This is a genomic window from uncultured Cetobacterium sp., from assembly GCF_947072685.1.
Classification (GTDB): domain Bacteria; phylum Fusobacteriota; class Fusobacteriia; order Fusobacteriales; family Fusobacteriaceae; genus Cetobacterium_A.
Map to the genome: position 1 here is coordinate 1 of NZ_CAMTIK010000021.1, position 17,139 is coordinate 17,139.

Genomic DNA, 17,139 nt, shown 5'->3' on the forward strand with positions numbered 1-17,139 from the left:
AGCACACGACTTTTAATCGTGTTGTCACTGGTTCGAGCCCAGTATGACGCACCATCTAACCGCCCCGTTCGTTCAACGGTTAGGACAATAGATTTTCACTCTATAAACAGGGGTTCGATTCCCCTACGGGGTACCATTTGGAAGCATAGCTCAGTTGGGAGAGCACCTGCCTTACAAGCAGGGGGTCACTGGTTCAAGTCCAGTTGTTTCCACCATATTTGGGGGTGTAGCTCAGTTGGTTAGAGCGCATGCCTGTCACGCATGAGGTCGCGAGTTCGACCCTCGTCACTCCCGCCATTTAATTTTTAGATGGAACAAAAGAATAAAGCCGCTTTAGCTCATCTGGTAGAGCAACTGACTTGTAATCAGTAGGTGATTGGTTCGACTCCGATAAGCGGCACCACTTGCGAGGGTGGCGGAATTGGCAGACGCACCAGACTTAGGATCTGGCGTTTCGACGTGAGGGTTCAAGTCCCTCCTCTCGCACCACTTTATAAACAAACAGCAGTAGACTTCTTAAGAAGTCTACTTTTTTATTTATAAGAGTTGTTAATTGCTTGAAAACTAAATATCTCTATGGTACAATAATATGAAAAAAGTTAATAAAAAGGTGCCTAAATGAATAAAATAAGATTGTTATTTAACGAAAAAAATATATCCATAATTTTATTACTTTATTTTATTTCAGGATATTTTTATCCGAATTTTTTAAAAAATAATAATATTTATTTATATATAACAGAATACTTTGGAATATATGAAAATTTATTATGGATATTTTTTGCAGGGTATGTATTTTCAATGTTTATGAAAAATCCAATAAAAAGAATAGTTTTAAAAATAAGATTATATTTTATGTTACTTTCTGGTATTTCTATAGGCTATCTATACTTGATAGAGAGTTTGAAAAAATTAGAGGAGACATCTTTGGATAGAGTTCAAGAATTTATTATTCAAGTGGGGATTTTAAATATAAATCTTGGATACTTAGAAATATATACGTTTCTAAAAATATACTCAAATGTAAGAAAAGATATTTTTGTAGGAATATTGGTATCTATAATATTTATCTCAACAATTATAATAACAGGTAAGGCAATAAAAGGAGTACTGTTATTTATTGTTAACTTCTTTAAAAAAATTTATTTTGATTTAAAAGAGAAAAAACGAATAAAAGAGGAAAAGTTAAAAATAGAAAAACAAGAAAAACTTGAAAAAGAAATTTATGAAGAGATCTGTAATATTCAAAAAATTTATCAAGAGAAAGAAAAAAATGAAAAGGATGATGATAATGATGATACTAGCATCGAAATCTCCGAGGAGAAAAGAGATACTGAAGCAACTTGGCTTCCAAGTGAAAATCCAAGTTAAAGATGTAGAAGAAATTAGTTCAAAAGTTGAACTGATAGATAAAATAAAAGATATCTCCTATAAAAAAGTGATTGAAGTAGCAAAAGAGAATCAGAATTCATTTGTTGTTGGGGCAGACACTCTTGTGGAGATCGGAGGGGAAGTTCTGGGGAAACCTAAGAATGAGAATGAAGCTAGAGAGATGTTAGAAAAACTTTCAGGAAAAGAGCACAGAGTTATAACTGCGTATACACTAATAAATTTAGAAAAAAATATAAATATTAGTGAAGCTGTAGAAAGTAAAGTGTTTTTTAAATTGATAAGTAGAGAAGAAATTGATTGGTATATAGAGAGCAAAGAACCTATGGATAAAGCAGGAGCATATGGAATACAGGGTTTAGGAGCTATATTTGTAGATAAAATAGAAGGCGATTTCTTTTCAATTATGGGATTTCCAATAAATGACTTTGTTAAAACTTTAAAAAAGTTAGGGATAAATATAAAAGATATACAAAAAATATAAATTGTTTTTAAGGAGAGTAAAATGAAAAAAATACTTGGAAAATTTTTAGGGATATTTTCGGATGATTTAGGGATAGATTTAGGGACGTCAAATACTTTAATATGTGTAAAAAACAAAGGGATAATAATGAATGCGCCATCAGTAGTAGCCATCCACACTAAAACAAAAGAGATTTTTGAAGTTGGAGAAAAAGCGAAGCAGATGATAGGGAGAACTCCACATACAGTTGAAGCGATAAGACCGTTAAAAAATGGTGTAATTGCTGATTATGAAATTACAGAAAAAATGTTGAGAGAGTTTTATAAAGTTGTTAATAAAGGGAAAACTTTATCTAGTCCTAGGGTAATAATATGTGTTCCAGCCGGAGTAACACAAGTTGAAAAAAGAGCTGTTATGGATGTTACAAGGGAAGCAGGAGCAAGAGAAGCTTATTTAATTGAAGAACCGATGGCAGCATCAATAGGGATAGGGTTAAATATCTTTGAACCCGAAGGAAATATGATAGTAGATATTGGTGGAGGAACAACAGAAATAGGTGTAATATCACTGGGCGGAATAGTAAAAACGTCATCTTTAAAAATGGCAGGAGATAAGTTTGATTCTTTAATTATAGATTATATAAGACAAAAGCATAATCTATTTATTGGGGAAAAAACAGCAGAAGAGATTAAGATAGCTGTAGGAGCAGTTGTTGATTTAGAAGAGGATATATTTATTGAAATAAGCGGAAGAAATGCACTTAGTGGATTACCTAAAAATGTTAAAGTGTATTCATCAGAAATAGCTGAGGCCTTAGAAGAAGCTATTGTTTTAGTTATAGAAGAGATAAAAAGTATTCTTGAAAAGACACCACCAGAATTATCTTCGGATATAAAAAGAAAAGGGATATATTTAGCTGGTGGAGGAGCTCTTCTTAGAGGAGTAGATAAAAGAATAGCAGAAAGCTTAAGTCTTGAAGTAACTGTCGCAGAAGATCCGTTAAATGCAGTGGTAAATGGAATTCAGCAGCTGTTAAAAGAGTTTGACAGCTATAAAAGGGTTTTGATTTCTCCAGAAAGTGATTATTAAAAAGGGGTTTTATGAAAAACTTAATATTGGTATTTATATTTCTATGTTCAATATTAAAGGCGAACTATCTCATCACCAATGGTGAGATAGCTCTTTTTTATGATGGAAAAAATAATGTTTTAAGAAATATAAGAGGAAGAATATATCATAAAGATAAAATTGCAAATCTTCAGATATTATTGATAAAAGATTTTAAGATATATCAGATAAGAGATTACTATACAGAAGTAGAATTTAAAGAGGGAAGAAATATTTTTAAAATGACTTACTCTGTAGAGGGACAAAATATATCTACCTATATTATTCTTTCAAATAAAGATAAAAATAATATGTATGTATATACTGATTTGAAAAATATTAAGTGGGATTCTGACTATAAAATTGTATATAAAATATCGCCGATGTTATTGACAGGTGGAATTTTAAATAATGGAAGCTATTTTGAGTATGATGATATAAATATTTCAAAAGACCCTGGTACCCAAGTTTTTGTGGCAACGGAAAGAGATCTAGATAATTTTAAAGTGAAAGTTTTAGAAGGATCTTTAGTAAAAGAGCTAGATGAAAGAATATATGTGGTAAAAGATATCAATATAAATAGTAAAAAGGATGACTTTTTAACTATAAATTTTAATAAAGAGATTCCAAATAAAACAGGGCAATCTTTTAAAGAAATATATGATAGAGAGATTAAATTTTGGATTGATTTTCAAAAAAAATATTTCTATTTAAGAAAATCAATGATAAAACAGATTAAAAATTTCTATATAATTAATTCAAACAGTTTTGCTCAAAGTAGGTTAAATGTGAACACGAGTAGGGCTAATTATCTAACTGAATTGAAAGTAACATATTTAAATGCTATATTAAATAGAGATAAAAGTATTCTTTCTAAATTTTCATTTGAAAGAGAGAAGGGGATACAAAACATTTACTCATATTACTACTACCTAAAAACATTAAACCTACTCAATATAGACATAATGAACAGCAGTGATTTACAAAAATTACTACCTAATATCCAAGAAAATATAAATAAGTCCTATCAAGAGATATTGTTTAAAGAAGGGGATTGGTTGTCAAATAGCTTTATTTTTTGTGAATTTTTGGATAAATTTAAAGTAATATTTCAATCTGATTTAGATTTAGAAAATATAGATTTGATGAAAAAAGATGTGTTAAATAGATTAGAAAGAGAGATTTTAACATCTGAAGGGATAATAAAAAAAAGTTCGTATATAAAGTTTTTAAGTTTGCTTTCAAAAGAAAAACAAGATAAAAACTTAAATATTTTATTAAAGAGATTGAGTAACCCATATGGGGTTTTAATAAAAAATGGTGAGATACAGTATGTAGAAAATTTAGAATTGGCTCTATTTTTATATGAAAAAGGCTTAACCACCGAGAGTGATAAGTTGTTCTATGGATTGAATTATTTTATGGAATATTTTGAAAAGCAAGATGAAATAGATACGGAAGAGGTATTTTTGTATATAAAAAATATTTATTACAGGGGATTATTATGAACAACATTAACGATGTAAGAATGAAGGAACAAATAGAGTCTATTCTTCTATTAGGAGGAGACGAAGTTAAAATAAAAGATTTGAGTAAATTCTTTTCTTTACCAGTAGAAAAAATATTAGAAGTTTTAGAGGAGTTAAAAAGAGACAGATTTTTTACTGGAATAAATTTAGAGATAAATGAGGAGATAGTGTATTTAATTACAAATCCCAAATGTGGAGAGGTAATTAATATGTATTTTAAGCAGGAAGCAAAACCTAAAAAATTGTCCAATGCCGCCTTAGAAACACTTTCAATAATTGCGTATCGTCAACCAGTTACTAAAAGTGAGATAGAGGCTGTGAGAGGAGTTTCTACAGATAGAGTTATGCAAACTCTGGAAGAGAGAAAATTTGTTAGGATATGTGGAAAAAAAGCAAGTATAGGAAAACCTAATCTGTACGAAATCACGGACAAGTTTTTAGGTTATTTGGGAGTATTATCTGTAGAAGAATTACCAAGATATGAAGAGATGAAGGAGAAATTAAATGGAACCGATGAGAATAAATAAATATTTAGCACAAAATGGTTATGCATCAAGAAGAGAGATAGATAAGCTTATTGAAAGAAGAGAAGTAAAAGTGAATGGAGAGGTAGTTTCTCCTGGGCAAAAAGTATCAGATAAAGATGTTATCTTAATAAAGGGAAAAACTTTTGAAAAACCTAAATTTGAAAAAAAATTATATTTTTTATTGAATAAACCTAAAGGTGTTTTAAGTGCCTCAAAAGATGATAGAGGAAGAAAAACAGTAGTAGATTTTATTGATACAAAAGAAAGGTTATATCCTATTGGAAGATTGGATTCAGAAACAGAAGGAGCAATAATCTTAACTAATGATGGGGATATTTTTAATAAAGTAATTCATCCAAAAGGTGAGGTTTACAAGGAATATTATGCTGTTTTAAGAGGTGAAATAAAAGATAAAGAACTTTCTAGGGTAGCAAAAGGAGTTATTTTAGAGGATGGGTTAACGTTACCAGCTAAAACTAAGATTTTAAAAAGAGATCAAGGTAAAAGTGAAGTTACAATCTCTATAAGAGAGGGAAGAAATCGTCAGGTTAGAAGAATGTTTGATGCTGTGAGATGTCCTGTAATTTACCTAAGAAGAGATGCTATAGGTAAAATAAAAATCGGAGACCTAGAGATAGGAAAATATAGAAGATTAACATCAGAAGAGGTAAAATATTTAAAATCATTATAAGATTTATAGAGGAGGAAAAAAATGTCTTTAACAAGAGAGGGAGTTCTAGGTGTAGCTAAATTAGCAAGATTAGAATTCAATGAAGAGGAAATTCAAAGATTCCAAGCAGATCTTAACAACATTTTAGATTATATAGATGTTTTAGGTGAGATAAATACGGATAATGTGGAGCCATTGGTTCAAGTTAATGAGAGTGGAATGAAGTTAAGAGAAGATATTATTAAAAAATCTTTAACATCAGAAGAAGCTATGAAAAATGCACCAGCATCTCAAGATGGGGCGTTAATCGTACCAAAAGTAGTAGGAGAATAATTTAGAGGGAGGACTTTTCTGTGAAAAAAATATATGAGCTAACAGCTTTTGAAATAAAAGAAAAAATAGCGAATAAAGAGTTGACATCTGAAGAGGTTATAACTGCAATATTTGATAGAATAGAGGAAACAGATGGAGAGATAGGAAGTTTTGTATCTCTTAGAAAAGAGAAAGCTTTAGCTGAGGCAAGAGCTATAGATGAAAAAGTAAACAATGGGGAACAGTTAGGAGCTTTAGCAGGAGTTCCAGTAGCGATAAAAGATAATATGGTTTCTGTTGGAGAACCATCTCAATCAGCATCTAAAATATTAGAGGGATATGAAGGAATATATGATGCAACAGTGGTTAAAAAGTTAAAAGATGCTGGTGCTATAATTATAGGGAAGACAAATATGGATGAGTTTGCAATGGGTTCAACAACAACAACTTCAGCATATGAAAAAACAACGAAAAACCCTTGGGATTTAGAAAGAGTTCCTGGTGGAAGTAGTGGAGGCGGAGCAGCCTCTTTATCAGCACAACAATGTTTTATTTCATTGGGATCAGATACTGGTGGAAGTATAAGACAACCCGCATCATTTTGTGGTGTTGTAGGTTTGAAACCAACTTATGGAAGAGTATCAAGATATGGTCTTATGGCTTTTGCTTCATCACTGGATCAAATAGGTCCGTTTACAAAGACAGTAAAAGATTCAGCACTAGCTCTAAATGTGTTGGCGGGTAGCGATGATTATGATTCTACTGTAGAGGATATAGAAGTTCCAAATTATTTAGATTATTTAACTGGAGATATTAAAGGAATGAAGATAGGTGTTCCGAAAGAATATTTCATAGAAGGACTTAATTTAGGAGTAAAAAAGGTTGTAGATGAAGCTTTGGAAGTATTTAAATCTTTAGGAGCAGAAATAGTTGAAATATCTTTACCTCATACAAAATATGCAGCTCCAACTTACTACGTACTAGCACCAGCAGAAGCGAGTTCAAATCTAGCTAGATTTGATGGAGTAAGGTATGGGCATAGAACTGAAAATCCAAAAAATATAGATGATCTTTATGTGAAATCTAGAAGTGAAGGGTTTGGGGATGAAGTTAAGAGAAGAATAATGGTAGGAACATATGTTTTAAGTGCAGGATTCTTTGATGCTTACTTTAAAAAAGCTCAAAAGGTTAGAAGACTTATAAAAAATGATTTTGATAGAGCTTTTGAACAAGTGGATATAATATTTACACCAGTAACACCAGGGCCAGCTTTTAGACTGGATGCTAAAAAAACACCAGTTGAACTATATTTAGAGGATATCTTTACGATACCAGCGAACTTAGCGGGAATTCCAGGAATATCTATTCCAGCAGGAATGACAGATGGATTACCTGTAGGAATTCAATTGCTAGGAAGAGCTTTTGGAGAAAAAGATATATTAAGAGCAGGGGATGCTTTTGAAAAAGCGATAAAGGAGAGAGTGTAATGGCGAGACAATGGGAATCAGTAATAGGACTTGAAGTACACCTTCAATTAAAAACTGGAACAAAAGTATGGTGTGGTTGTGATGCAAACTATGATAATTCAGAAGTAAACACACACACATGTCCAATCTGTTTAGGGCATCCTGGAGCATTACCAAAGTTGAATAAAAAAGTTGTGGAATACGCTATAAAAGGAGCACTAGCTTTAAATTGTAAAATAAATAATATAAGTGGTTTTGATAGAAAAAATTATTTCTATCCAGATACACCTAAAAATTATCAGATAACTCAGTTTGAAACTCCATATTGTGAAAATGGACATTTGGATGTGAAACTAAACTCAGGAAGAGAATTTAGAGTTGGAATAACAAGAATTCAAATAGAAGAGGACGCAGGGAAATCAATACATATGGGGACAGAATCACTTATAAATTTTAACAGAGCATCTATGCCACTTGTGGAAATTATATCTGATCCAGATTTAAGAAGTTCAGAAGAAGCTTACGAATACTTAAACCTTCTAAAGAGCACAATAAAATATACAGGAATAAGTGATGTTTCTATGGAATTAGGATCACTTAGATGTGATGCCAATATCTCTGTTATGGAAAAAGGAAGTAAAGTATACGGAACAAGAGTCGAAGTAAAAAACTTAAATTCATTTAAAGCTGTAGCAAGAGCTATCGATTATGAAATCGGAAGACAGATTGAGGCAATTGAAAATGGTGAAATAATAAATCAAGAAACAAGACTTTGGGATGATGACTCTCAAGTGACAAGAATAATGAGAAGTAAAGAGGATGCAATGGACTATAGATATTTTCCAGAGCCAGATCTTCCAAGACTTGTAATTAAAAATGAAGAGATTGAAAGAATAAAAGCATTAATGCCGGAATCAAAGAGTGAAAAATTAGCGAGATTTATAAAAGATTATACTTTACCAGAATATGATGCAAATATTTTAACAGATGAGATTGAACTAGCTGATTATTTTGAAAAAGTTGTGGAGTTTACAAAAAATCCAAAATTATCATCCAACTGGATAATGACAGAGGTTCTAAGAGAACTAAAAGAGAGTGGAAAAACAATAGAGGAATCAAATATAACGTCTGAAGATTTAGGTAAAATAATAAATCTAATCCAAAAGGATGTAATATCCTCTAAAATAGCTAAACAGTTATTTATAAAAAAATTAACAGATATTAGAGATCCGGAAGTTATTGTAAAAGAGGATGGAATGGTTCAAGTTGTGGATTTAGGAGAAATTGAAGGAATAGTGAAACAAGTTCTAAACGAGAATCCTAAAATGGTGGAAGACTTTAAAAACTCTGATGAAGGCAGAAAACCAAGAGTTTTAAAAGGATTAATTGGACAAGTTATGAAATTATCTAAGGGGAAAGCAAATCCTACGATAGTTACAGAGCTTATGGAATCGAAATTGAAATAGGTGGGTTATATGAAAAGAAGAAAATTAATCTCTTTAGGGATTGTAATGTTTGGAATTGCTTTTTTATCTCAACCACTTCTAGCTGTTACTAAAACATTGAAAGCAAAATATGAGAATGTAGTACCAATGAGTGTTCGTGTAAATATAATGAACAATGAAGCTGAACCAGAATTTCTAAATTATGTGTTTATAAAAAGTGTAGATGCTCCAGTTAGAGAGGATGCTTCTGTTAATTCTAGGGAGATTGTAAGATTTCCTTTTAATACAAAAATAAAAGTATTAGAGAAAGTTGAAGCTGGTGGAAATGAGTGGTATAAAGTCGAGCTAAAAGATAATAAGGGTACAAAAGTCGAGGGATATATTTCTGCACTGCTTGTAAACCTTAGAAGATTTAGATTCGAAGAGATGAACAATAGAGTTAAAAAATTAGAAAACTTCTTAACGTCTGAAGCAGCTAAAGGGAAGGAACTAGTTTCTGTAAATACGTATGTACCAAATCCTGCTAATCAGAATATGGATAGAGCAAAAGATAAATATGGAGTATCAGCTGATCAAAATGCCAAGTCTATCTACAACGGTGAGACACTGTATATTCCAGATAGATCTCTTATGTCTGTTGATTCTGTAAAAGGAAGTGATGCTTATGTAAATACACTTTCAATTCAAGAAAAACCATTAAGAGTTAATAAAAATGTTTTAACAAAACACCCAGCAGTAAACCCTAATTTCAGGAAAGTTATAGCCATAGATTTAGAAAATGAAAATCAAGGTATTTTTCAAAAAAATGCTGAAGGCAAATGGGAGCTAATAGCTTACACATTAAATAAAACCGGAATGGAGAGTACTTTAGGGTTTGAAACACCAACAGGGTACTTTATTGTTCCAGCATTAAAATATGAGATGGGATATAGAGACGAGCAAAACAAAGCTGCGGGTATGGCTAAATATGCTATTCGTTTTTCAGGTGGAGGATACATCCATGGAACTCCTATAAATTTTGAAGAGAATATAAATAGAGATTTCTTTTTAAGAGAAAAGGATGGGACATTAGGTACTATCGAAGGAACTAGAAAATGTATTAGAAATATGGAGTCACATATAAAATTTTTATTTGATTGGGTTACAAATGGAAAAGTAAATAGAAAATCAAATTTTCAGAGTCCTAATGAAAATGTAATGGTAATAGTATTTTAATAGTATTTTAATAAAGGGCAGGCTAGGAATAGCTTGCCTTTTTTTTGTAAAAATTAAGAAAAAACAATGTATTATATGATATAATAAATTTGTTAAATCATATGGGATAGGTGGGAGAAGAGATGTATAAATTACAGTATATAATATTTAAATTTTTTCGTTGGTTATTGCTATTGTTTCCAGAAAAAACAAGGTTTAAATTTGCAGAAGTATTAGCAGTTTTAGGATACAGATTGATAAAAAAAAGAAGAATTATAGCTCTTGCTAACTTAGAACTAGCTTTTCCAGAAAAAAGTGAAAAAGATAGAGAAAGAATAGCTCTTGAATCCTATAAAATAATGTCAAAAGCATTTTTATCGACACTGTGGTTTGATGAGTATTTAAAAAATAATGTTCATATAGAGGATATGGATAGAATTGAAAAGATAAAAGAAAGAGGTCAGGGATTAGCGATTGCTCTCATTCATATGGGTAATATGGAGGCTCATTTAAAGGCGACGGAGAGATATAAGGTTGTTACAGTTGCAAAAGCTCAAAGAAATCCGTATATAGATAAATTTATAACAAAATCAAGAGAAAAATTAAATCTTGTACTTATAAAAAAATCTAAACAAACGTCAAGAGAGCTTCTAGAGCAGATTGAAGAAAAGAATATAATTGCACTATTTAGTGATCACAGAGATAAGGGTGCGAGTGTTGAATTCTTTGGGACAGAAACAGTTTCTCCAACAGGAATCATAAATATTGCTCTAAAACATAATATGCCTCTTGTAATAGGATATAATATTATGAATAGAGACAACACAAGTACTACATATTTTACAGATGAAATAGAGTTAGAAAGAACAGACTCCTTTAAAGATGATGTAAAAAACAATACTCAGATGTTAATTTCAAGAATGGAAAGAATAATAATAAACTATCCAAATCAATGGATGTGGTTTCATGATAGATGGAAACTGTATAAAAAAATAGTAAAAAAATAAACTCAAAATAAATAAAGTTGTAAAATTATAGGAGGAAAAAATGTTGATAGGAATTATAGGTGCAATGAATGAAGAGGTTGTTCAATTAAAAGAAGCAATGATTCTTGAAAATACAAAAGAAATAGGAGGATATAATTTTTTTGAAGGGAAACTTTTAGAGAAAAATATAGTTTTAGTAGAGTGTGGAATTGGAAAAGTTAATGCTGCAATTTGTTCAACTCTTTTAATTCAGGAGTTTAATGTGGATAAAGTTTTATTTACAGGTGTTGCAGGAGCTTTAAATCCAGAAATAAATATAGGTGATATTGTAGTTTCAACGGATTTGGTGGAACATGATTTTGATGCGACAGCTTTTGGGTATGATCATGGAGTAATACCTAGAATGGAGATTTCAAAGTTCCAATCAGACAAAGAACTTGTAGAATTAGCAAAAAATGTAGCAATTGATAATTTTGGGAAAAATAGAGTTTTTATGGGAACAATTTTGAGTGGAGATGTATTTGTTGCATCAATTGACAAAATAAATTGGTTGAGAGAAACATTTAATGGGGAGTGTACAGAGATGGAAGGAGCAGCAGTTGCTCATGTTTGTCATGTATTAAAAAAACCATTTGTAATAATAAGATCTATATCAGATAAAGCAAATCATGATGCAAATATGAATTTTGATGAGTTTGTTAAATTGGCTGCACAAAATTCAAAAGTGATAATAGAAGGTATGTTAAAGGGAATATAATAATTTTACTTTTAAGGGAGGAGATTGTGAACATAGAAAAATTATTGGATGAATTGTATTCTTACTCACTTCATGGAATAAAATTAGGATTACAAAATATTGAAAAAATTTGTATGGCTATGGGAAATCCTGAAAGAGATTATAAAGTTATTCATGTTGCAGGGACTAATGGAAAAGGGTCCACATCGACAACAATAGAAAGAGTACTCCTAGAGTATGGAAAAACAGTAGGAAAATATACATCTCCTCATATATTGAGATTCAATGAAAGGATATGCGCAAACGGGAGAGAGATATCAGATAGTGAAGTAGCTTATTATTACTCTTATGTAAAGGGGATAATTGAAGAGATAGGAATAACACCAACATTTTTTGAGGTAACTACTGCGATGATGTTTAAATATTTTTCTGACAAAAAAGTTGAATATGTTATTTTAGAAGTTGGCATGGGTGGAAAATATGACGCCACTAATGTGGTTGATGCTGAAATTTGTATAATAACAAATGTAAGTTTAGATCATACAGAGTTTTTGGGAAAGACAATATATGATATTGCATGTGAAAAAGCTGGAATAATTAAGAAAAATTCAAAAGTTATAGTGGGGAGTTCTGATTCTGAATTTATTAAAGCTATAGAAGAGAAAACTTCAACTTATACGAATGTTATTTTAAAATATGAAGATGCTACTCATAGATTGGATTTTGAAAAGTTTAGAACTTATATTGATATTCAAGGTGAAAATTATGAATATTCACTTTTTGGAGAGTATCAATATAAAAATTTTTTATGTGCATTAGAAGTTTTAAAAATTTTAAATGTTCCAGAAGATATTATAAAAAAAGGAATGACTCAGATTATTTGGCAATGTAGATTTGAAATTATACAGAAAGAAAAGTTAATTATATTGGATGGAGCTCACAATGAAGATGGAGTTAAAACACTTTGTGAAACTTTGAAAAAAGGATATAAAAGTGAGGAGATAGTATCGATTGTATCAATATTAAAGGATAAAGATAGTATAGAAATTATAAAAATATTAGAAAATTATGTAGAAGATATTATTTTTACTTCTCTATCTGAAAATAAAAGAGGTCAAAGTGGGAAAGAACTCTACGAAAATTTTGCAAATAAAAAAAATAAGACCTATTGTGAAGATATAAGAATTGCATATGAAAATGCTAAAAATAAAAAAAATAAAAAAGTTATTTTGGTATGTGGATCATTTTATCTTTTAAGTAAGTTTAAAGAGGAAGTATTAAAATATGAAATTTAAAGTTTTTTTAAAAATTATAAATTTCATTTTATTTTGTATAACTCTATATTATTTATATATATTTGGAAATATACTAAAAAACGAATATATTATAAGAGAAAATAAAAAAAGAGATGTTATGGAGATAATAGAAGGGAACTTCAAAGAGAGAAACTTAGATTTTTATAAAAAGAGTTAAAAAGGAGTTTGAATGAGAGTTGAAAAAATAAGCTCAAAATTTCCTGAAGTTAAAGATTTGGTGGATGCTTTAAAATTAAAGCCCCTTTTAGAAGTCAATATGAAAAATGTGATTCAAACTCAAAGTGTTTATAGAGTTGGTTATGAATTGACTGGTTTTTTTTCAGAGGGGGAAGAGTTACAAACAAATGTTAATATTTTAGGAAGAAAAGAGGGTAGTTATCTAGAGAGAATGGATAAAGTAACTCGAAAAAAAATATTGGAAAAATATTTAAGCTATCCATTTCCAGCGCTGATAGTAACTTTTGAGAATGCAATTGTGGATGAAATACTTGAGATTGCAAAGAGATACAATAAACCTATTTTAAAATCAGATCTTAAAACATTGGAATTAATAAGAAATGCAAAGTTTTATCTTCAGAAAATTTTAGCGGAAGAGATAATACTTGATGATTGTATACTTTTAGATATTTATGGTGTTGGAATTCTGCTAAGAGGCTATGAAGATGCTCGTTTAGGGGCCACAGTTGAACTTTTAGAAAGAGGACATAAATTTATAACGGATACAAGATTAAAAATTCAAAATATAGCCAATAGATTTATTTTAGGTTCTAATACAGCCGAAAAAGATAAAGGAGATAGTCATTTCTATCTTTTTGGAAAAGATGGAAATGATATAGATGTGACAACTCACTTTGGGATTAAAAGTACAAGAAAAAGAAAAAAAGTGACACTGTTGATAGAGCTCGAAAAATGGGATGAAAAAAAGTTTTATGACAGATTAGGGTTAGATGAGGTGTATGAGGAATTTTTAGGATTTAAAATTCCTAAAGTGACACTTCCTGTTAGAAAAGGAAGAAATTTAGCTATAATAATTGAAACTGCCGCAATAAATTATAGATTGAAAAAAACAGGAGTCAATTCAGCTGAATATTTTTGGAAAGAATCTAAAAAATTAATAGAAGAAAATAGAATAAATAAAAAGCGAGGTTTAGTTGTGGATGAAAAAACAAGTATGCCAGTAAGATATATAAAATCTAGATTTAATTTAACTATTTTAAGTGGAGAAGAGTTTTTAGATACAAGATATATAACTACAACAGGTGTCCATAGACCGTCTTTAGCTCTAACAGGATATTTTGATATGTTTGATGAGGACGGGTATAAAGGAATACAACTATTTACCGAAACAGAGTTTAAATATTTAGAAAGAATATCTAAAGAGGAGAGAGATCGAAATTTAAATAGATATTTAGAAGAAGATTTTCCATTGATTATAATATCTGGAGTAAAAGAAATTCCTAAATATTTTTTAGATAAGATAAGAGAACGAGATATAATTTTAATGGAAACTAAACTGGATAGACCAAGCCATGTTGTAGCAACTTTTAGTGCTTATTTAGAAAATTATTTTGCACCAACAGTTTCAGTGCATGGAGTTTTTGTAGAGTTATATGGTTTTGGAGTTTTGCTTACAGGAAAAAGCGGTATAGGAAAGAGTGAAACTGCTTTAGAATTGATTCATAGAGGGCATAGATTGATAGCTGATGATTCAGTTAGACTAGAAAAAGGTGTGATTGGGGATATAACTGGAAGAGCTTCTAAGTTACCGTATTTCATGGAGATTAGAGGGCTTGGAATAATAGATGTAAAGGCTCTATATGGGGTTGGAGCTGTGAGAATAAGCAAAAGACTGGATATGATAATAGAACTTCAAGAATTGAAAAGTGAAGATTATTTAACTGCGATGGATTATCAAGAATCGACAGAAACAATTTTAGGAAATGAAGTTTCAAAAATAAAATTATATATATCCTCTGGAAGAAATGCAGCAGCGATGGTAGAAATAGCTGTTATGAATTTAATGGCAAAAAGAATGGGGTATAATTCAGAAGAGGTATATTTAAAAGAGTTGAAAAATAAAAATTGTAGTAATGATTAAATGGGGGATTTGAATTGAAAAGAAAAAAAATAAAAATACTAAAAGATTATATATATATTTATATTGGAACAATGATAGCATCTGTTGCAATTAACGCTTTTTTAGTTCCTTCTAACTTAGCACCTGGAGGAGCCACAGGACTTTCGATACTTATAAATTATGTTACTGGTATTCCGGTAGGAACATTAATTTTTGTAATAAATATACCATTATTTCTGATTGGAATAAAAGTTTTTGGTAAGTCCTATGGAATAAAAACATTAGCAGGAATATCATTTTTATCTTTTAATGTGGAGATAATAAAAAGTATTGTCCCAGAAATTGATAAATTAATAGACTTTACTAATCCAGGAAATATATTTTTAGGAACTCTTTATGGTGGAGTTTTAATGGGAGTAGGTCTTGGTATCGTAATAAAAAATGGTGGAACAACAGGTGGAAGCGATATTGTTTCTGGAATTTTAAATAAATTTTTTAAGATTCCTATAGGTCAAGGATTAGTTATGGTAGATTCTATTGTAGTTCTTTTAGCCGCTTATATATTTGGTGCAGAAAAAGCTTTATATGCCCTTATAAATCTTTATGCAACAGGTGTTGTTATAAATAAGATGATAAATGGAGTTGGAGATGCTAAAATGGTCTATATCATAACTTTTGAAATAGAGAAAGTTAGAAAAATTATAGTGGAAGATTTGGGAAAAACAGGAAATTATTATCAAGCAGAGGCGCTCTATTCTAAAAATAAGAGGGATGTTGTAACAACTGTTCTAAGAAATAGAGAGATGCATCTTCTAAAAGAGCTTATAACAGAGGTTGATAAAGAAGCCTTTATAGTAGTTTCAGATGTACATGAAGTTATGGGAAGAGGTTATACATTTGATTTGGATCTGAATTTGAAAAAACAGAAAGGAAAGTAAATGAATGAGATAAATAAAGTTAAAGAAAAGATAGAAGCCGCAAAAAAGATTCTATTGTTGGGGCATATAAATCCAGATGGAGATACTGTGGGAGCTGGACTTTCCCTACTATTGGGACTAGAGAAAAAATATCCAGAGAAAAAAATAAGGTTTATTTTACAGGATAAAGTTCCTGAAAACATCTCTTTTTTAGAGGGGTGTGAAAAAATAGAGAGGATAGAAGATTCTAAAGATGAGACTTATAATTTAGTTATATTTGTTGATTCAGCAACTATTGATAGAGTAGGAAGTGCTCAAGAATTGGTAAAAGATGCTTTTAAAATAAATATTGATCATCATATAAGCAATTCGAATTATGGAGATATAAATATAGTTAAAGATATATCCTCTACTTCTGAGTTGATGTATTCAATATTAAAAGCGTTGGAAATAGAGGTTACTCTTGATATGGCGGGAGCAATCTATTTAGGGATTGTAAATGATACTGGAAACTTTGCTCACAGTAATGTGACAGAGAATACATTTAAAGTAGCCGCGAATTTGATGGAGTTAGGAGTAAATAATAATAAGATAGTAAATGATTTCTTTAAGTCTAAATCATTTGAAAGAATGAAAGTTTTAGGAAAGGCTCTAAGCGAGATGATTTTTGTTAAAGAGAAAAAATTGATGTATTTTTATCTTCCGTATGAATATTTAAAGGAAAATGGTATTGAAAGAGATGATACAGAAGGTATTGTAGAAGAATTGATAAATTATAGCGGAAGTGAAGCCTCTCTTTTTTTAAGAGGAGAAGCAGATGGAAAAATAAAAGGAAGTTTAAGAAGTAAGCATAATATAGATGTTAATAAAATAGCAGGTATATTTAGCGGCGGTGGTCATATAAAGGCAGCTGGATTCACGAGTGAACTTTCAGCAGATGAAATTGTAAAAAAAGTAGTAGAAAATTTATAAATAGTGTATAATCAAAGGAAAATAGGAGGGGTT

At 30.3% G+C, this 17,139-nt stretch carries 16 protein-coding genes and 5 tRNA genes; all 21 read left to right on the forward strand.

Going from position 1 to position 17,139, the window contains the following annotated elements:
* Positions 1 to 61 precede the first annotated feature (61 nt).
* The 21 genes from Q0V67_RS07970 (at position 62) to Q0V67_RS08070 (ending at position 17,106) form a co-directional block, all read left to right on the forward strand.
* Positions 62 to 136, forward strand: a tRNA-Glu gene (locus Q0V67_RS07970).
* 3 nt (positions 137 to 139) lie between these two features.
* Positions 140 to 215 (forward strand) — tRNA-Val (locus Q0V67_RS07975).
* Between the two features lie 5 nt (positions 216 to 220).
* A tRNA-Asp gene (locus Q0V67_RS07980) sits at positions 221 to 297 on the forward strand.
* A gap of 30 nt (positions 298 to 327) precedes the next feature.
* A tRNA-Thr gene (locus tag Q0V67_RS07985) sits at positions 328 to 403 on the forward strand.
* A gap of 3 nt (positions 404 to 406) precedes the next feature.
* Positions 407 to 489: transfer RNA gene (locus tag Q0V67_RS07990), tRNA-Leu, on the forward strand.
* Between the two features lie 129 nt (positions 490 to 618).
* Positions 619 to 1,371: a hypothetical protein gene (locus Q0V67_RS07995; RefSeq protein WP_297598510.1), complete on the forward strand. Its 753-nt coding sequence runs from the start codon at positions 619 to 621 to the stop codon at positions 1,369 to 1,371.
* Positions 1,295 to 1,873, forward strand: a complete 579-nt coding sequence (locus Q0V67_RS08000; protein ID WP_297598570.1) for a nucleoside triphosphate pyrophosphatase — start codon at positions 1,295 to 1,297, stop codon at positions 1,871 to 1,873. The genes Q0V67_RS07995 and Q0V67_RS08000 overlap by 77 nt, the downstream gene beginning before the upstream one ends.
* A gap of 21 nt (positions 1,874 to 1,894) precedes the next feature.
* Positions 1,895 to 2,941 carry a rod shape-determining protein gene (locus tag Q0V67_RS08005; protein WP_297598512.1) on the forward strand — a complete coding sequence of 349 codons (1,047 nt, stop codon included), beginning with the start codon at positions 1,895 to 1,897 and terminating at the stop codon, positions 2,939 to 2,941.
* 11 nt (positions 2,942 to 2,952) lie between these two features.
* Positions 2,953 to 4,467 carry a hypothetical protein gene (locus Q0V67_RS08010; protein ID WP_297598513.1) on the forward strand — a complete coding sequence of 505 codons (1,515 nt, stop codon included), beginning with the start codon at positions 2,953 to 2,955 and terminating at the stop codon, positions 4,465 to 4,467.
* Positions 4,464 to 5,015, forward strand: coding sequence for an SMC-Scp complex subunit ScpB (gene scpB / locus Q0V67_RS08015; protein WP_297598515.1), 552 nt, complete (start codon positions 4,464 to 4,466; stop codon positions 5,013 to 5,015). The genes Q0V67_RS08010 and scpB overlap by 4 nt, the downstream gene beginning before the upstream one ends.
* The gene (locus tag Q0V67_RS08020; RefSeq protein ID WP_297598572.1) at positions 5,002 to 5,706 is read left to right on the forward strand and encodes a pseudouridine synthase; all 705 of its coding nucleotides are present in this window, start codon (positions 5,002 to 5,004) and stop codon (positions 5,704 to 5,706) included. Before scpB ends, Q0V67_RS08020 begins: the two co-directional genes overlap by 14 nt.
* A gap of 21 nt (positions 5,707 to 5,727) precedes the next feature.
* On the forward strand, positions 5,728 to 6,018 hold the full coding sequence (gene gatC / locus Q0V67_RS08025) for an Asp-tRNA(Asn)/Glu-tRNA(Gln) amidotransferase subunit GatC (RefSeq protein WP_297598517.1): 291 nt from the start codon (positions 5,728 to 5,730) through the stop codon (positions 6,016 to 6,018).
* 20 nt (positions 6,019 to 6,038) lie between these two features.
* On the forward strand, positions 6,039 to 7,484 hold the full coding sequence (gatA, locus tag Q0V67_RS08030; RefSeq protein ID WP_297598519.1) for an Asp-tRNA(Asn)/Glu-tRNA(Gln) amidotransferase subunit GatA: 1,446 nt from the start codon (positions 6,039 to 6,041) through the stop codon (positions 7,482 to 7,484).
* Positions 7,484 to 8,929: an Asp-tRNA(Asn)/Glu-tRNA(Gln) amidotransferase subunit GatB gene (gene gatB / locus Q0V67_RS08035; RefSeq protein ID WP_297598521.1), complete on the forward strand. Its 1,446-nt coding sequence runs from the start codon at positions 7,484 to 7,486 to the stop codon at positions 8,927 to 8,929. The genes gatA and gatB overlap by 1 nt, the downstream gene beginning before the upstream one ends.
* A gap of 9 nt (positions 8,930 to 8,938) precedes the next feature.
* Positions 8,939 to 10,123, forward strand: coding sequence for an SH3 domain-containing protein (locus Q0V67_RS08040; RefSeq protein WP_297598524.1), 1,185 nt, complete (start codon positions 8,939 to 8,941; stop codon positions 10,121 to 10,123).
* A 122-nt stretch (positions 10,124 to 10,245) separates the two neighbouring features.
* Positions 10,246 to 11,109: a lysophospholipid acyltransferase family protein gene (locus Q0V67_RS08045; RefSeq protein WP_297598526.1), complete on the forward strand. Its 864-nt coding sequence runs from the start codon at positions 10,246 to 10,248 to the stop codon at positions 11,107 to 11,109.
* A gap of 40 nt (positions 11,110 to 11,149) precedes the next feature.
* Complete coding sequence (locus Q0V67_RS08050) at positions 11,150 to 11,845, forward strand: 5'-methylthioadenosine/adenosylhomocysteine nucleosidase (RefSeq protein WP_297598528.1); 696 nt, start codon at positions 11,150 to 11,152, stop codon at positions 11,843 to 11,845.
* A 26-nt stretch (positions 11,846 to 11,871) separates the two neighbouring features.
* On the forward strand, positions 11,872 to 13,119 hold the full coding sequence (locus tag Q0V67_RS08055; RefSeq protein ID WP_297598530.1) for a folylpolyglutamate synthase/dihydrofolate synthase family protein: 1,248 nt from the start codon (positions 11,872 to 11,874) through the stop codon (positions 13,117 to 13,119).
* Positions 13,120 to 13,309: 190 nt separating this feature from the next.
* Positions 13,310 to 15,238 carry an HPr(Ser) kinase/phosphatase gene (hprK, locus tag Q0V67_RS08060; RefSeq protein ID WP_297598532.1) on the forward strand — a complete coding sequence of 643 codons (1,929 nt, stop codon included), beginning with the start codon at positions 13,310 to 13,312 and terminating at the stop codon, positions 15,236 to 15,238.
* Positions 15,239 to 15,252: 14 nt separating this feature from the next.
* On the forward strand, positions 15,253 to 16,155 hold the full coding sequence (locus tag Q0V67_RS08065; RefSeq protein WP_297598534.1) for a YitT family protein: 903 nt from the start codon (positions 15,253 to 15,255) through the stop codon (positions 16,153 to 16,155).
* On the forward strand, positions 16,156 to 17,106 hold the full coding sequence (locus tag Q0V67_RS08070) for a bifunctional oligoribonuclease/PAP phosphatase NrnA (protein WP_297598536.1): 951 nt from the start codon (positions 16,156 to 16,158) through the stop codon (positions 17,104 to 17,106). It abuts the gene before it with no gap.
* Positions 17,107 to 17,139: the final 33 nt, after the last annotated feature.

What these genes read in the sequence shown, in the direction of transcription:
- Q0V67_RS07995 (WP_297598510.1), top strand. Translation starts at nt 619, where the DNA reads ATGAATAAAATAAGATTGTTATTTAACGAAAAAAATATATCCATAATT.
- Q0V67_RS08000 (WP_297598570.1), top strand. Translation starts at nt 1,295, where the DNA reads ATGATACTAGCATCGAAATCTCCGAGGAGAAAAGAGATACTGAAGCAA.
- Q0V67_RS08005 (WP_297598512.1), top strand. Translation starts at nt 1,895, where the DNA reads ATGAAAAAAATACTTGGAAAATTTTTAGGGATATTTTCGGATGATTTA.
- Q0V67_RS08010 (WP_297598513.1), top strand. Translation starts at nt 2,953, where the DNA reads ATGAAAAACTTAATATTGGTATTTATATTTCTATGTTCAATATTAAAG.
- scpB (WP_297598515.1), top strand. Translation starts at nt 4,464, where the DNA reads ATGAACAACATTAACGATGTAAGAATGAAGGAACAAATAGAGTCTATT.
- Q0V67_RS08020 (WP_297598572.1), top strand. Translation starts at nt 5,002, where the DNA reads ATGAGAATAAATAAATATTTAGCACAAAATGGTTATGCATCAAGAAGA.
- gatC (WP_297598517.1), top strand. Translation starts at nt 5,728, where the DNA reads ATGTCTTTAACAAGAGAGGGAGTTCTAGGTGTAGCTAAATTAGCAAGA.
- gatB (WP_297598521.1), top strand. Translation starts at nt 7,484, where the DNA reads ATGGCGAGACAATGGGAATCAGTAATAGGACTTGAAGTACACCTTCAA.
- Q0V67_RS08040 (WP_297598524.1), top strand. Translation starts at nt 8,939, where the DNA reads ATGAAAAGAAGAAAATTAATCTCTTTAGGGATTGTAATGTTTGGAATT.
- Q0V67_RS08045 (WP_297598526.1), top strand. Translation starts at nt 10,246, where the DNA reads ATGTATAAATTACAGTATATAATATTTAAATTTTTTCGTTGGTTATTG.
- Q0V67_RS08050 (WP_297598528.1), top strand. Translation starts at nt 11,150, where the DNA reads ATGTTGATAGGAATTATAGGTGCAATGAATGAAGAGGTTGTTCAATTA.
- hprK (WP_297598532.1), top strand. Translation starts at nt 13,310, where the DNA reads ATGAGAGTTGAAAAAATAAGCTCAAAATTTCCTGAAGTTAAAGATTTG.
- Q0V67_RS08070 (WP_297598536.1), top strand. Translation starts at nt 16,156, where the DNA reads ATGAATGAGATAAATAAAGTTAAAGAAAAGATAGAAGCCGCAAAAAAG.